This is a genomic window from Sphingomonas yunnanensis (genome assembly GCF_019898765.1).
GTDB lineage: Bacteria > Pseudomonadota > Alphaproteobacteria > Sphingomonadales > Sphingomonadaceae > Sphingomonas > Sphingomonas yunnanensis.
This window is the reverse complement of sequence record NZ_JAIOKB010000008.1, coordinates 59,454-74,829: the sequence shown is the minus strand read 5'-3', so window position 1 is coordinate 74,829 and position 15,376 is coordinate 59,454. Positions and strand designations below refer to the sequence as shown.

At 68.0% G+C, this 15,376-nt stretch carries 11 protein-coding genes; 5 read left to right on the top strand and 6 right to left on the bottom strand.

The annotated features are described in order from the left end of the window. Positions 1-41: 41 nt before the first annotated feature. From pdxH to K7957_RS17790, 5 genes are all read left to right on the top strand, one after another. On the top strand, positions 42-620 hold the full coding sequence (pdxH, locus tag K7957_RS17810) for a pyridoxamine 5'-phosphate oxidase (protein WP_223013835.1): 579 nt from the start codon (positions 42-44) through the stop codon (positions 618-620). Beyond that, complete coding sequence (locus K7957_RS17805) at positions 617-1,570, top strand: cation diffusion facilitator family transporter (RefSeq protein ID WP_223013832.1); 954 nt, start codon at positions 617-619, stop codon at positions 1,568-1,570. Before pdxH ends, K7957_RS17805 begins: the two co-directional genes overlap by 4 nt. Beyond that, entirely contained in the window at positions 1,570-2,376 is an 807-nt protein-coding gene (locus K7957_RS17800; protein ID WP_223013830.1) for a PhzF family phenazine biosynthesis protein, read from the top strand. The genes K7957_RS17805 and K7957_RS17800 overlap by 1 nt, the downstream gene beginning before the upstream one ends. A gap of 186 nt (positions 2,377-2,562) precedes the next feature. After that, on the top strand, positions 2,563-2,802 hold the full coding sequence (locus K7957_RS17795) for a hypothetical protein (RefSeq protein ID WP_223013828.1): 240 nt from the start codon (positions 2,563-2,565) through the stop codon (positions 2,800-2,802). Between the two features lie 215 nt (positions 2,803-3,017). Next, complete coding sequence (locus tag K7957_RS17790) at positions 3,018-3,977, top strand: ATP-grasp fold amidoligase family protein (RefSeq protein WP_343228454.1); 960 nt, start codon at positions 3,018-3,020, stop codon at positions 3,975-3,977. Between the two features lie 73 nt (positions 3,978-4,050). Here the strand turns inward: K7957_RS17790 and K7957_RS17785 are convergent, their stop codons facing one another. The 6 genes from K7957_RS17785 to K7957_RS17760 all read right to left on the bottom strand — a co-directional run bounded on the left by K7957_RS17785 (position 4,051) and on the right by K7957_RS17760 (position 15,369). Continuing rightward, a complete protein-coding gene (locus K7957_RS17785) occupies positions 4,051-5,124 on the bottom strand; it encodes a hypothetical protein (protein WP_223013826.1) in 1,074 nt (357 codons plus the stop codon). Positions 5,125-5,173: 49 nt separating this feature from the next. Further along, on the bottom strand, positions 5,174-5,461 hold the full coding sequence (locus K7957_RS17780; protein WP_223013824.1) for a hypothetical protein: 288 nt from the start codon (positions 5,459-5,461) through the stop codon (positions 5,174-5,176). 138 nt (positions 5,462-5,599) lie between these two features. Further along, a complete protein-coding gene (locus K7957_RS17775) occupies positions 5,600-5,872 on the bottom strand; it encodes a DUF7709 family protein (protein WP_223013822.1) in 273 nt (90 codons plus the stop codon). 150 nt (positions 5,873-6,022) lie between these two features. Further along, entirely contained in the window at positions 6,023-10,312 is a 4,290-nt protein-coding gene (gene rpoC / locus K7957_RS17770) for a DNA-directed RNA polymerase subunit beta' (protein WP_223013820.1), read from the bottom strand. 160 nt (positions 10,313-10,472) lie between these two features. After that, positions 10,473-14,654 (bottom strand): DNA-directed RNA polymerase subunit beta, encoded by a 4,182-nt coding sequence (gene rpoB / locus K7957_RS17765; protein WP_223013818.1) that lies wholly within the window; start codon positions 14,652-14,654, stop codon positions 10,473-10,475. Positions 14,655-14,670: 16 nt separating this feature from the next. Continuing rightward, positions 14,671-15,369, bottom strand: coding sequence for a hypothetical protein (locus tag K7957_RS17760; protein ID WP_223013816.1), 699 nt, complete (start codon positions 15,367-15,369; stop codon positions 14,671-14,673). Positions 15,370-15,376: the final 7 nt, after the last annotated feature.

Sequence of the window (15,376 nt, the reverse complement as noted above, 5' to 3'; positions counted from 1 at the left end):
CGGGCGTGGAAATCGCGGCCTTTTTCGCCTAGATGCGCGGCATGGCCGACGATCCGATCGCGCTCTTCGACCGCTGGCTCACCGAGGCGGAACAGAGCGAACTCAATGATCCCAACGCGATGGCGCTGGCCACCGCGGATGCCGATGGGCGTCCGTCGGTGCGCATGGTGCTGCTGAAGGGGCACGGCCTCGACGGCTTCGTGTTCTACACCAACCGCGGCAGCCGCAAGGCCGAGGAGCTCGGCGCCAACGCCCAGGCCTCCTTGCTCTTCCACTGGAAGTCGCTGCGTCGCCAGGTGCGCGTCACCGGCACGGTGACCCGCGTCAGCGACGCCGAGAGCGACGCCTATTTCGCCTCGCGCGGGCGCGATTCGCGGATCGGCGCCTGGGCCTCGGACCAGTCGCGCCCGCTCGACTCGCGCGCGACGTTCGAGACCCGCGTCGAGGAGATGCGCGCGCGCTTCCACGGCCAGGACGTGCCACGCCCGCCGTTCTGGGGCGGCTATCGCGTCGCCGCCGAAGAGATGGAGTTCTGGCAGGATCGCGCGCACCGGCTGCACGAGCGCCGGCTGTTCACGCGTGCGGGCGAGACGTGGAACGAAGGATTGCTCTTCCCATGACCAACGAGGAACGCCGCCGCGCCATTCCCCTGGCGATGCGCGCCGCGCTCGCCAGCGTGGCGATGGCCGCGTCGCTGCTGCTGGTGAAGGGCTATGCCGCCTGGCACACTGGCTCGGTCGCGATGCTGGGCAGCTTGGCCGATACCGGGCTCGACCTGCTCGCCAGCCTCGTCACGCTGTACGGCGTCAAGCTCGCGGCCGAGCCGGCCGACCACGACCATCGGTTCGGCCACGGCAAGGCCGAGGCGCTCGCCGCCTTGTTCCAGGTCGTGCTGATCACCGCCTCGGCGATCGGCATCGCGGTGCGCGCGATCCAGCGCTTCTCCGCGCCCGCTTCCAACGAGGACGCCGGGCTGGGCATCGGCGTCTCGGTGCTCGCCATCCTCGCCACCTTCGCGCTGCTCGCCTATCAGCGCAGCGTGATCCGGCAGACCGGATCGGTCGCCATCCTGGCCGACAACGTCCATTACCAGTCGGACGTGCTGCTCAACGTGGCGGTGATCGCGGCCTTGGTGCTGGACCAATATGTCGGCCTCTCGGGTGCAGACCCGGTGTTCGGCATCGCCATCGCGCTGTGGCTCGCCTGGGGCGCGTTCCAGGCGTCGAGCCAGGCGATCGACATGCTGATGGACAAGGAATGGTCCGAGGAGCAGCGCGCCGCCTTCATGGAGGTGGCCGCGCGTCAGCCCGGCATCCGCGGCATCCACGATTTCCGCACGCGCCGCGCCGGCAGCCACGACTTCGCGCAATTTCACATGGAGGTCGATCCCAGCCTCACGGTGCGCGACGCGCATGACATCGTCGAGCGCGTGGAAGTGGCGCTTCGTCAGACCTTCCCGCGGGTGGAGACGCTGATCCACCTCGATCCCGAAGGCCACGTCGACACCGACAACCCGCTGGTCGAGGCCGATGTCACGCCGCACTGGTTCGGCAAGCGAGTAGGCTATTGATGCGCATCCCCTTCGCCCAGATCGACGCGTTCGCCGACGCCGCCTTCGCGGGTAATCCGGCGGCGGTGATGCCGCTGACGAGCTGGCCAGATGACGGGCTGCTCCAGCAGATCGCCGAGGAGAACAACCTCAGCGAGACCGCCTTTCTCGTGCCCGACGCGAGCGGCGACAGCGACTTCGAGCTGCGCTGGTTCACCCCGGCGGCGGAGGTGGCGCTGTGCGGCCATGCCACGCTGGCGAGCGGCCATTTCGTGCTCTCCTCCGACAGTGATCGCCACTCGGTGCGCTTCCGCACGCGGCAGGCAGGCGTGCTCGAGGTCGCGCGCGCGGAGGGCGGGGTGAGTGCCAGCTACGCGATGGCGTTGCCGGCGTGGAAGCCGGAACCGCGCGCGCTGCCCGAGATCGTCGCGGCGCTCGGCGTCGAGGCTCTCGAGACTCTGTGGCACGAGAAGGGCTATGCACTGGTGATCGTCGCGGACGAGGCGGCGGTGCGTGCCGCCGCGCCGGACGGGCGCGCGATCAAGGCGCTCGGCCCGTTCGTTCACATCGTCGCGGCGCACGGCGAGACCGCCGAGGTGGTCAGTCGTGTCTTCACCGACTATTTCGACATTCCCGAGGATCCGGTGACGGGCTCAGCGCACGCTGTGATGGTGCCCTATTGGGCGGAGCGCTTCGGCCGGGATACGTTCACCGCGTTCCAGGCGAGCGCGCGCGGCGGGCGCGTCGGCTGCCGGCTCGACGGTGAGCGCGTGATCCTGCGCGGTGATTGCGTCACCGTGATCGAGGGTACGTTCCTCCTTCCCTGAGTTCAATCGTCCTACAAGGAGGGGGCAAGCCGCTCGCGGTCGGCGAGGACGGGTGCGCACGTGCGCGATCGTGCCATTCACCAAGGTGGGTCACCTTGCGCTTCCACACACTTGTTTTCCGATCGGAGAAGTGTAGATTGGTGGAGACGGCGCGAGGCGCCGCCTATCTGAAGGGGATCGGAGTTGATGAAGAAGATCGTCGCCGGTGTGACCGGGATTAGCCTGGCGCTGGCGCTCGCCGCCTGCGGTTCGAAGACCAGCAATGACATTGCCGCCAACGACACGCTGGCGAATGAGACGGTGCTCAACGAGGAGCTGCCCGCGGACGGCAACTTCGCGTCGGTCGGCAACGGCGCCGATCTGGGCGCGCTGCCTGCCAACGCGACCGGCGACAATGTGAGCGCCACCGCCGGCAACACGCTCTGATCCTTGTTTCGGCGCCTCTCGCAGTGGCGCCACACCAGACCGTCTAGTGCTCCCTAGACCAACCTCCGCCCGGCGCGCTTCCGCGCCGGGCGCTTGTTGTCGATGTCCGGCCCGGGGTCGCGCGGCGTGATGTTCCGTCGCGGCGACCGTGGTGCTTGCTCCTGGTGCTGGGTCTGGCTAACCGGCCAACGAGCCTCCGCAGTCCGGGACCGATCGTGCTATATGTCGAGCAGTGTCGCCCGCGCCGCGCGCCCAACGTGTTGCCGCGGCTGATCTATCTCTGGCGTTTCGGGCGGCTGCCCGATCTGACCGCGCCGCGACGTTTCAGCGAGTTGGTGTACGCGCGCAAATTGTTCGAGCGGGACCCGCGCTGGCCGGCCCTCGCTGACAAGGTGGCGGTGAAGGCGCATGTCGCCGCGACGCTGGGTGCCGAGTGGGTGATCCCGACCTTATGGCACGGCACCGCGCTGCCATCGGCGCCGCCCTGGCCACGCCCGTTCGTGCTCAAATCCTCGCACGCGAGCCAGCAGAACGTGTTCGTGCGCGTTGGCGAGTCGGTCGACTGGGCAGCGGTGCGACGACGCGCCGCGCGCTGGCTGCGCCGCCCCTATGCGCCGCTGTTGCACGAATGGCTCTACTCCGAGATCGCGCCGCAGCTGCTGGTCGAGCCGCTGATCGGCTGCGGGCGGGTGTTGCCCGTCGACTATAAGTTCTTCGTCTTCGGAGGTCGCGTCGAGTTCATCCAGGTCGACCTCGACCGCGAGCATCACCATCGCCGAGTCATGTTCGACCGGGCGTGGCGTCGGCTCGATCTCGCGTTCGAATTTCCGGCGGATTTGCGTCCGGTGGCACCCCCAGCGTCGCTCGACCGGATGATCGCGGCGGCCGAGGCGCTCGGCGCGCCGCACGATTTCGCGCGCGTCGACCTCTACGACGTCGGTGGACGACCGTATTTCGGCGAGTTCACGCTCTATCCCGGCTCAGGGCTGGACCGCTTCCGGCCTGGCAGCTGGGACCTGCACTTCGGCTCCTACTGGATCGAACGGCGCCCCGCGCCACCTTACGCTGCGAGTCGGTATGGCTCGTCCGCCACCGGTGCGGTGACGATCGGCGCGGCGACCGCTCTCGCGGCGGCGAGGGTGCGCTCGGCACGGCGGTGGCTGAGGATGAGGTAAACGAGCGAGAACATGCGAGATCCTTGGTCTGATGCCGCGGTGCAGCATTAGGGCTCATGTGGTCAACGACTCGTCAGCGCGCAATTGCAAGCTGGCGTCGCGCCCTTGCAGCCGGCGCAACCGCGCGGACGATCGCGGGCAGGGCGAGCGGCAGGCCCGCGAGCCACACGGGTGCGAGCATCAACCCCCAATAGCTGTTCTCGGGCCGACCGATGAGGAGCGCCGGCGCGAGCAGGGCCAGCGAGGTAAGAATGACTCGGCGCGCATAGCCGCCCGGCGTACTCGCCCAGCCGTAGAGCGCGAGGGGGACCACGATCGCCGCGGTCGCGTCGGAGAATAGCGCGAGCGGCGTCGTGGCACGCGCCATCGCCAGGTCGAAGCTCCAGCCGCCCGCGCGGACCCACCCCTGTGAGGCGGCATCATCGGGTTGCAGCACCGCGGCGACCGCGACCGCATGGGCCACCAACGCGGTCATGGCGGCGATCGTCGCGGTAACCCAGCCGAGCGTCTCACCGCGCCGCCGCTCGAGCGCCGCGGCGACCGCCATCGCGACGAGATAAGGGAGCGCGAGCTCCCGAAGGAGCGCGGCGATCAGCCCGAGCAGCACGGCGGCGCGCCAGTGACGCTCGTCGCGCAGCGCCAGCGACAGCGCGACCAGCAGCCCGGCCCAGCACTCGGGCCAGAGCGCGACCACGGGGTTGGCCAGTGGCAGCGTGGAGACGGCGGCGAGGCAGCCCGCGACGCCCCATAGCGCGCGCGAGGTGACCGCCGTGTGCAGCCGATAGATGGTGGCGACCGCTGCCAGCAGCGCGAGCGCGCGCAGGCCCCACAGCGCGCCCGCAGCGCCGGCAAGCCGATAGAGCCAAGCGCGAGCCGGTAGCCTCACCGCGACGAAGGGCCGGAGCGGGAACTCCCGTGCGCGATGCTCCGCCGCGGCGGCGACATAATAGGTCTCACCCACCGCCACGCGGCGGTCGATCGCGCGATAGAGCGCGGCGTCACCGCGCTCGGCGGAGGTCGCGGCGCGGGCGGCCGGCGGCGGAGGGGAGAGCAGGCCGATCGCGATCAGCACGATCGTGGCCGCCACGAGCAGCCGCGCGACGATATGGTTCGGCGGCTTGGCAGGGAACGATCGAGCGGCGGGCACGGGGGTAGAGTGACACATAGCGGTTAACGCGCGGTCACCTGTCGGGCACTCAACAGCCGAGGTGACGCAGTTGGAAGCGATAGACCCACAGCAGCAGCGTCGCGACGCCGAGGAACAGGCAGAGCCGCGAGCGCGGACGACACCAGGCGCTGAGCAGCAGCGCTACCACCGGCAAGAGCGTCAGCGCGGCGGCCAGCGGACGGGCAGGATCGCGCGCGCCGATCAGCACGCAATGCGACTGCGAAGGCAATTCGTCACCCGCGACGATCCATTCGAGCGGGCCGGTCGAGAGCGTGACGATCGCGAGTGCCGCGGCGAGTGTCGACAGGGCGAGCACGATCCTCTTGGCGCGAGCGATCTGCCTCGGTCGTCGCCACCGCGGCGATGCCGCGCGGTAGGGTGCGGACGTTTCGTCGTCTGGCTCCGGCACAGGCGGCGCCCGTCGCGCCGCTCCGCCGCGCCGCCCCGGCATGGCTCAGCAGGCGTCGATCAGCGCGCGCAGCGCCGGGTCGCGAACGTCGAGCACGTCGAACAGGCCGAGCGCGCGCAGCACGGGTACGGCGTGGGCGATCGCCTCGGTCAGCAGCGCGCGCTCGTCGGCGGGAAGCTCGGCCTCATTCCAGCGCCGCGCGTTGCGGAGAAACGCGGCGACGGTCCCCTTGCGCGCGCTTGTCCCGTCGATCTCGGCGTGACCGTCGCCGTCGGCGAGCACGTCCTCCGGTTGGCAGGGGCGGGGCAGGTCGATCACGCGCGGGCTCCGTCAGGGATAACCCTCTCATCTTAGGACGCTGGCGCGCTTCACCGCCGCCGCGGGGCACAAAAAGAAGCCGCCGCCCGGGGCCCCGGACGGCGGCTCGATCAGATCGTCGGGGCGGCTTATCGCGCCGCCCGCCTCGCCTCACTGCTCGTTGAGATACTCGCCCGCGTCGGCGTCGGTGCCGGTGCCCGAGGGCACCACCGCCGCCAGCGGATCGCTGCCGGTACCGGCGTCGTCGCGCCGGCTGCGCGCTTCCTCGGCGGCGCGGGTCTGCGACGCGGTGCCGGCCGAGCCCGCCGCGACCATCGCGTCCTGCAGCTTGCGCTGCTGGACGCGGAGCGCGGCGTCACGCGACGAGGCCGCCACGCGCAGGCGGTTCATGCCCGCGCCGGTGCCCGCCGGGATCAGCCGGCCGACGATCACGTTCTCCTTGAGGCCCATCAGCGTGTCCTGCTTCCCCTGGACCGCCGCCTCGGTGAGGACGCGGGTGGTCTCCTGGAACGACGCCGCCGAGATGAAGCTGCGGGTCTGCAGCGACGCCTTGGTGATGCCCAGCAGGATCGGCTTGCCCGCCGCGCGTGCCTGGCCGTCCTCGAGCTTCTCGTTGATCGCGTCCATCTCCTCGCGGTCGACCTGCTCACCGACCAGCAGCGTGGTGTCGCCGCTCTCGATGATCTCGACCTTCTGGAGCATCTGGCGGACGATCGTCTCGATGTGCTTGTCGTTGATCTTCACGCCCTGGAGACGATAGACCTCCTGGATCTCCGACACGAGATATTCCGCCAGTGGCTCAATGCCGAGCACCTCGAGGATGTCGTGCGGGTCGGGGCTGCCGCCGATCAGGTTGTCGCCACGCTTGACGTAGTCGCCTTCCTGAACGTCGATCACCTTCGACTTGGGCACGAGATACTCGACGACCTCGCCGCCGTCCTCGGGCTGGATGCCGATCTTGCGCTTCGCCTTATAGTCCTTGCCGAAGATCACCCGGCCCGAGACCTTGGCGATGATCGCGTTCTCCTTGGGCTTGCGCGCCTCGAACAGCTCGGCGACGCGCGGCAGACCGCCGGTGATGTCGCGCGTCTTGGCGGACTCGCGCGCGACACGGGCGAGCACGTCGCCCGCCTGCACCGTCGCATTGTCCTCCACCGAGAGCACCGCGCCCGATGCCAGCAAATAGCGCGCCGCCTCGCCCGAGCCCTCGTCGAGCAGGGTCATGCGCGGGCGCAGATCCTCCTTCGACTTGGTGGTCGCGCGATATTCGGTCACCACGCGCTGTGCGATACCGGTCGCCTCGTCGACCTGCTCGGTGAGCGTCTTGCCCTCGATCAGGTCCTGGAACTTCACGGTACCGCCGGTCTCCGTGATCACCGGCATGGTGAACGGATCCCACTCGGCCATGCGGTCGCCCTTGGAGACGATGTGGCCGTCGTCGAACATCACGTACGCGCCGTACGGGATCTTATGGACCGCCAGCTCGCGGCCGTCCATGTCGACGATCGCGATCTCGGCCGAGCGGCTCAGCACGACGCGACGGCCGCGCTGGTCCTCGATCACGCGCACGTCGCGGAACTCGACGGTACCGTCGACCGGCGCCTCGAGGTTCGACTGCTCGTTGAGCTGCGCCGCGCCGCCGATGTGGAAGGTCCGCATCGTCAGCTGCGTGCCGGGCTCGCCGATCGACTGCGCCGCGATCACGCCGACCGCCTCGCCGATGTTGACCGGGGTGCCGCGCGCGAGGTCACGCCCGTAGCACTTGCCGCAGACGCCGACCTTGCTCTCGCAGACCAGCGGCGAGCGGATCTTCATCGACGGGATGCCCATCGCCTCGATCTGCGCGATCATCGGCTCGTCGAGCAGCGTCCCGATCGGGATCACCACCTTGCCCGTCTTGGCGTCGACCACGTCCTCCGCCGTGGTGCGGCCGAGGATGCGCTCGCCGAGCGACGCGATGGTCGAGCCGCCCTGGACGATCGCCTTCATCTCGAGCGCGCGCTCGGTGCCGCAATCCTCCTCGATAATGACGCAATCCTGCGACACGTCGACGAGACGGCGGGTGAGATAGCCCGAGTTGGCGGTCTTCAACGCGGTGTCCGCGAGACCCTTACGGGCGCCGTGGGTCGAGTTGAAATACTCCAGGACGGTAAGGCCTTCCTTGAAGTTCGAGATGATCGGCGTCTCGATGATCTCGCCCGACGGCTTGGCCATCAGGCCGCGCATACCCGCAAGCTGCTTGATCTGCGCCTGCGAGCCACGCGCACCGGAGTGCGCCATCATGTAGATCGAGTTGATCGGCTTCTCGCGGCCGGTCTCCTCGTCGATCTTCACTGCCTTGATCTCGTTCATCATCGAGGCAGCCACCTGATCGCCGCAGCGGCTCCAGGCGTCGATCACCTTGTTGTACTTCTCCTGCTGCGTGATCAGGCCGTCCTGATACTGCTGCTCATAGTCCTTCACCTGGTCGCGCGTCTCGTCGACCAGCTGCTCCTTGTCGCCCGGGATGATCATGTCATCCTTGCCGAAGGAGATGCCGGCGCGGAACGCGTGGCGGAAGCCGAGCGACATGATCGCATCGGCGAACAGCACGGTCTCCTTCTGGCCGGTGTGGCGGTACACCTCGTCGATGACGTCGCCGACGTCCTTCTTGGTCAGCAGCCGGTTGACGACGTCGAAGGGCACCTTGTGGCTCTTCGGCAGCGTCTCGCCCAGCAGCATGCGGCCCGGCGTGGTCTCGAAGCGCTTGAGGTACTGGTTACCCTGCTCATCGGTCTGCGGCACGCGACTGACGATCTTGGTGTGGAGCGTCACGGCGCCGGCGAACAGCGCCTGGTGCACCTCCGCCATGTCGCCGAGCAGCATGCCCTCGCCGGGCTCGCCCTGCTTCTCCATCGACAGATAATAGAGGCCCAGCACCATGTCCTGCGAGGGCACGATGATCGGCTTGCCGTTCGCCGGGCTGAGGATGTTGTTGGTCGACATCATCAGCACGCGCGCTTCCAGCTGCGCTTCCAGCGACAGCGGGACGTGCACGGCCATCTGGTCGCCGTCGAAGTCGGCGTTGAACGCGGAGCAGACCAGCGGGTGGAGCTGGATCGCCTTGCCCTCGATCAGCACCGGCTCGAACGCCTGGATGCCGAGCCGGTGGAGCGTCGGCGCGCGGTTGAGCAGCACCGGATGCTCGCGGATCACCTCGTCCAGGATGTCCCAGACTTCCTTGCGCTCCTTCTCGACCCACTTCTTCGCCTGCTTGAGCGTCATGCTCAGGCCCTTGGCGTCGAGGCGCGCGTAGATGAACGGCTTGAACAGCTCGAGCGCCATCTTCTTGGGCAGGCCGCACTGGTGCAGCTTGAGCTCGGGACCGGTCACGATCACCGAACGGCCCGAATAGTCGACGCGCTTGCCGAGCAGGTTCTGGCGGAAGCGGCCCTGCTTGCCCTTGAGCATGTCGGACAGCGACTTCAGCGGACGCTTGTTGGCGCCCGTGATCGTCCGGCCGCGACGGCCATTGTCGAACAGAGCGTCGACCGCCTCCTGCAGCATGCGCTTCTCGTTGCGGACGATGATGTCCGGCGCGCGCAGCTCCATGAGGCGCTTGAGGCGGTTGTTGCGGTTGATGACGCGGCGGTACAGGTCGTTGAGATCCGACGTCGCGAAGCGGCCGCCGTCGAGCGGCACCAGCGGGCGCAGCTCGGGCGGGATCACCGGCACGACCTCGAGGATCATCCACTCGGGCCGATTGCCGGACTCAAGGAAGGACTCGACGACCTTGAGCCGCTTGATGATCTTCTTCGGCTTCAGCTCGGACTTGGTCGTCGCCAGCTCCTCGAGCAGCGCGACCTTCTCACCCTCGAGGTCGAGGCTCTCGAGCATGATCCGCACCGCCTCGGCGCCGATGCCGGCGGAGAAGGCGTCCTCGCCATACTCATCCTGCGCCTCGAGCAGCTCGTCCTCGGTGAGCAGCTGGAACTTCTCGAGCGGGGTCAGACCCGGCTCGATCACGATATAGGCCTCGAAGTACAGCACGCGCTCGAGCTGCTTCAGCTGCATGTCGAGCAACAGGCCGATGCGGCTGGGCAGCGACTTGAGGAACCAGATGTGCGCGACCGGGGCGGCCAGCTCGATATGGCCCATGCGCTCGCGGCGGACCTTCGAGACGGTCACCTCCACGCCGCACTTCTCGCAGACGATGCCCTTGTACTTCATGCGCTTGTACTTGCCGCACAGGCACTCGTAATCCTTGATCGGACCGAAGATGCGCGCGCAGAACAGGCCGTCACGCTCGGGCTTGAACGTGCGATAGTTGATCGTCTCAGGCTTCTTGATCTCGCCGAACGACCAGCTGCGGATCTTGTCCGGCGACGCGATCCCGATCTGGATCTGGTCGAACGTCTCCGGCTTGGCGAGCGGATTGGCGAAATTGGTCAGTTCGTTCATCTTGCTTTCCTCACAGGGAGGGAAAAACCACATCCGTTCGCCCTGAGGAGGGACTGAGCGGAGGCGAAGGCCCGTCTCGAAGGGCACGCCCGGCCTCAGTCCTTCGAGACGCCGCTTCGACTTCGCTCAGCGGCTCCTCAGGACGAACGGTGTTATCTGCTCACTCGGCCGCGATGGCGACGCCGTCCTCGTCCACGCCCAGGTCCATCGTCTTGAGATCGACGTTGAGACCCAGCGAGCGCATCTCCTTGACGAGCACGTTGAAGCTCTCGGGGATGCCGGCCTCGAACGTGTCGTCGCCCTTGACGATCGCCTCGTAGACCTTGGTGCGGCCGACGACGTCGTCCGACTTCACCGTCAGCATCTCCTGCAGCGTGTAGGCGGCGCCGTAGGCCTGGAGCGCCCACACCTCCATCTCGCCGAAGCGCTGGCCGCCGAACTGCGCCTTGCCGCCCAGCGGCTGCTGGGTGACGAGCGAGTAGGGCCCGATCGAGCGCGCGTGGATCTTGTCGTCCACGAGGTGGTGCAGCTTGAGCATGTAGATGATGCCCACGGTCACCTTGCGGTCGAACTGGTCGCCGGTGCGTCCGTCGAACAGATCCGACTGGCCCGAGCGATCGAGCCCGGCGAGCTCCAGCATCTCGGCGACATCGGCTTCCACCGCGCCGTCGAACACCGGGGTCGCCATCGGCACGCCCGCCTTCAGGTTCTGCGCCAGCTCGACGATCTCGTTGCCGTCGCGGGCGCGGATGTCGTCGAGATAATGCTCGCCATAGACGGTCTCGAGCCGCTCCTTCACCGCCGCGGGCATCTCGCCCGCCTTGGCGTCGGGGTTGGCCTCGCGCCAGTCCTCGAGCGCGTGCGAGATCTGCTGTCCCAGGCCGCGCGCGGCCCAGCCCAGATGGGTCTCGAAGATCTGCCCGACGTTCATGCGCGACGGCACGCCCAGCGGGTTGAGCACGAGGTCCACCGGCGTCCCGTCGGCGAGGAACGGCATGTCCTCGACCGGCAGGATGCGGCTGATCACGCCCTTGTTGCCGTGGCGGCCGGCCATCTTGTCGCCCGGCTGCAGCTTGCGCTTCACCGCGACGAACACCTTGACCATCTTGAGCACGCCCGGCGGCAGCTCGTCGCCGCGCTCCAGCTTCTCGCGGCGATCCTCGAACTTGTCGCGGATCTTCTTGGCGGCCTCGTCATACTGCGCCTTGACCGCTTCCAGGTTGGCCTGGACCGCATCGTCCTGCACCGCGAACTTCCACCACTCGTGGCGGTCGACGCTGTCGAGCAGGTCCATGTCGATCGTGGCGCCCTTCTTCAGGCCCTTCGGTACCGCGGTGGCGACCTGGTCGAGCAGCATCTCGCGCAAACGCGACCAGGTGGCGCGGTTGAGGATCGTGCGCTCGTCGTCCGAGTCCTTCTTCAGGCGCTCGATCTCCTCTCGCTCGATCGCCATCGCGCGCTCGTCCTTGTCGATGCCGTGGCGATTGAAGACGCGCACGTCGACGATCGTCCCGGCGACGCCCGGCGGCAGGCGCAGCGAGGTGTCGCGCACGTCACTGGCCTTCTCGCCGAAGATGGCGCGGAGCAATTTCTCCTCCGGCGTCATCGGGCTCTCACCCTTGGGCGTGATCTTGCCGACCAGGATGTCGCCCGGCTCCACCTCGGCGCCGATGTAGACGATGCCCGCCTCGTCGAGGTTGCGCAGCGCCTCCTCGCCGACGTTCGGGATGTCGCGGGTGATGTCCTCGGGCCCGAGCTTGGTGTCGCGCGCCATCACCTCGAACTCGTCGATGTGGATCGACGTGAACACGTCGTCCTTCACGATCCGCTCGGAGATGAGGATCGAGTCCTCGTAGTTATACCCGTTCCACGGCATGAACGCGACGAGCGCGTTGCGGCCCAGCGCCAGCTCGCCGAACTCGGTCGACGGGCCGTCCGCGATGACGTCGCCGACGTTGACCACGTCGCCCACCTTCACCAGCGGACGCTGGTTGATGCACGTCGACTGGTTCGAGCGCTGGAACTTCATCAGCGTGTAGATATCGACGCCCGACTCGGTCGCGCTGACGTCACCCGTGGCGCGGATGACGATGCGGCTGGCGTCGACCTGGTCGATCACGCCGGCGCGCTTGGCCGCGATCGCCGCGCCCGAGTCGCGCGCGACGGTCTCCTCCATGCCGGTGCCGACGAACGGCGCCTCGGCCTTGACCAGCGGCACCGCCTGGCGCTGCATGTTCGAGCCCATCAGCGCGCGGTTGGCGTCGTCGTTCTCGAGGAACGGGATCAGCGACGCCGCGACCGACACCAGCTGCTTGGGCGACACATCCATCAGCGTGATCGTCTCGGGCAGCGCCATCAGGAACTCGCCCGCCTGCCGCGCGGAGACCAGCTCCTCGGTCAGCCGGCCGTCATCGTCGAGGTCCGCAGAGGCCTGCGCGATCGTGTGCTTGGCCTCTTCCATCGCCGAGAGATAGACCACCTCGCCAGTGACCTTGTTGTCGACGACCTTGCGGTACGGCGTCTCGATGAAGCCATACTTGTTCACGCGGCTGAAGCTCGCGAGCGAGTTGATCAGACCGATGTTCGGGCCTTCCGGCGTCTCGATCGGGCAGATCCGGCCATAGTGCGTCGGGTGGACGTCGCGGACCTCGAAGCCCGCGCGCTCGCGGGTGAGGCCGCCCGGCCCGAGCGCCGAGACGCGACGCTTGTGCGTCACCTCGGAGAGCGGGTTGGTCTGGTCCATGAACTGCGACAGCTGCGACGAGCCGAAGAACTCGCGCACCGCCGCGACCGCGGGCTTGGCGTTGATCAGGTCGTTCGGCATCACCGTCGACACGTCGACCGACGACATGCGCTCCTTCACCGCGCGCTCCATGCGCAGCAGGCCGACGCGATACTGGTTCTCGAGCAGCTCGCCCACCGAGCGGACGCGGCGGTTGCCGAGATTGTCGATGTCGTCGATCTCGCCCTTGCCGTCCTTGAGGTCGACCAGCGTCTTGACGACCGCGAGGATGTCCTCGGTGCGCAGCGTCGTCACCGTGTCCTCGGCGTCGAGGTCGAGGCGCATGTTGAGCTTGACGCGGCCCACCGCCGACAGATCGTAGCGATCCGGATCGAAGAACAGGCCGGCGAACAGCGACTCCGCGGTCTCGAGCGTCGGCGGCTCGCCGGGGCGCATGACGCGATAGATGTCAGACAGCGCCTGCTCGCGCTCCTCGGCCTTGTCGGCCTTGAGCGTGTTGCGGATCCACGGGCCCGTCGTGACATGGTCGATGTCGAGCAGTTCGATCCGGTCTATGCCGGCCTTGTCGAGCTTCTCGAGGCTCTCCGGCCCCATCTCGTCGCCCGCCTCGACGTAGATCTCGCCCGTCTTCTCGTTGATCAGGTCATAGGCGGAATAGCGGCCGTAGATCTCCTCGGTGGGGATCAGCAGCGTCTGCAGCCCGTCCTTACCCGCCTTGTTGGCGGCGCGCGGGGTCACCTTCGTGCCCGCGGCGAACACCACCTCGCCCGAGGCGGCGTCGATCAGGTCGAACGTCGGCTTCACGCCGCGCCAGTTCTCGGGCGCGAACGGGATCTGCCAGCCACCCTCGCCGCGCACATAGGTGACGCGGTTGTAGAAGTGATTGAGGATCTCTTCCGAGTTGAGCCCGAGCGCATACAACAGCGCCGTCACCGGCAACTTGCGCTTCCGATCGATACGAACGTTGACGATGTCCTTGGCATCGAACTCGAAATCGAGCCACGATCCGCGATAGGGGATGACGCGCGCGGCGAAGAGATACTTGCCGCTCGCGTGTGTCTTGCCGCGATCGTGGTCGAACAGCACGCCCGGCGAACGGTGCATCTGCGAGACGATCACGCGCTCGGTGCCGTTGATGAAGAAGGTGCCGTTCTCGGTCATGAGCGGCATGTCGCCCATGTAGACGTCCTGCTCCTTGATATCGAGCACCGAGCGGGTCTCCGTATCGGGATCCACCTCGAACACGATCAGGCGCAGCGTGACGCGCATCGGCGCGGCATAGGTGATGCCGCGCTGCCGGCACTCCTCGACGTCGAACTTCGGCGGCTCGAGCTCGTAGGTCACGAAGTCGAGCTCGGCAGTGCCGGCGAAGTCGCGGATCGGGAACACGCTGCGCAGCGTCTTCTCGAGACCCGAGACATAGCCGATCGAGGGATCCGAGCGCAGGAACTGCTCGTAGCTCTCGCGCTGGACCTCGATCAGGTTCGGCATCTGCACGACTTCGTGGATGTTGCCGAAGACCTTGCGGATGCGCCGCTTGCGCGTGCCGCTGAGCCGGTCGGAACGCGCGGAGCCCGCGTCGATCGCCTTGGTTGCCATAGGAGCGTGTGCCTCGTCAGCCAGAAATACGGGCGCATGGGACCGAACGGCGAAAGGCCGCGCGTCTTATCCCGGCGAGCGGGAGACGGCGACCTTCAGCGTCCTGAACCCCTCGACCCATACGTATGACTCGCTGCGCGACGGCGTGCCATGTCCCGAGATCGAAGGAAGTGACCGGGATATAGGCTCGTCGTGTTGGAGCGTCAACCGGGCGGGGGCGACGCCGCGGCAAGGGGGCAGGGCGGTTGACCTCGTCCGTGAGCGCGGTAGCGCATGCGCCGATGTTCATGCGTAACCTCCTTGCCTTGCTGGCGGCCGTGCCGTTCGCTCCACCCGCGTCGGCGCAACAAGCGACGCCGGCGCCGGTCACCACTGTCCCGCCGGGCGACTCGGCGGTGCCGCCGCCGATCGGTTGGTCGCTGCCGCCGGGCCCCGGCGCGCCGAACGCGCCCGCCGTGGTCGCGCCGATCCGAGCCGCGCCCACGCCGCGTCCCATCCCCACGGCCCGGGTGACGCCCGCGCCGGCGCCGCGAGCGAGTGCGACGCCGCACATCGCCGTTAGGGCGGCGCCACGTGCCACGTCGACGCCGACGCCGACGCCGGCCGCCGTCGCGACGCCGGTCGCCGCGCCGAGTCCGTCGGCGACACCGGCCATCGCGGCTTCGGTCGGGACACCGTCGCCGGCGGGGTCGCCGACCGCCGCGGCGACCGGCATCGTACCA

What these genes read in the sequence shown, in the direction of transcription:
- pdxH (WP_223013835.1), top strand. Translation starts at nt 42, where the DNA reads ATGGCCGACGATCCGATCGCGCTCTTCGACCGCTGGCTCACCGAGGCG.
- K7957_RS17800 (WP_223013830.1), top strand. Translation starts at nt 1,570, where the DNA reads ATGCGCATCCCCTTCGCCCAGATCGACGCGTTCGCCGACGCCGCCTTC.
- K7957_RS17805 (WP_223013832.1), top strand. Translation starts at nt 617, where the DNA reads ATGACCAACGAGGAACGCCGCCGCGCCATTCCCCTGGCGATGCGCGCC.
- rpoB (WP_223013818.1), bottom strand. Translation starts at nt 14,654, where the DNA reads ATGGCAACCAAGGCGATCGACGCGGGCTCCGCGCGTTCCGACCGGCTC.
- K7957_RS17795 (WP_223013828.1), top strand. Translation starts at nt 2,563, where the DNA reads ATGAAGAAGATCGTCGCCGGTGTGACCGGGATTAGCCTGGCGCTGGCG.
- K7957_RS17760 (WP_223013816.1), bottom strand. Translation starts at nt 15,369, where the DNA reads ATGCCGGTCGCCGCGGCGGTCGGCGACCCCGCCGGCGACGGTGTCCCG.
- rpoC (WP_223013820.1), bottom strand. Translation starts at nt 10,312, where the DNA reads ATGAACGAACTGACCAATTTCGCCAATCCGCTCGCCAAGCCGGAGACG.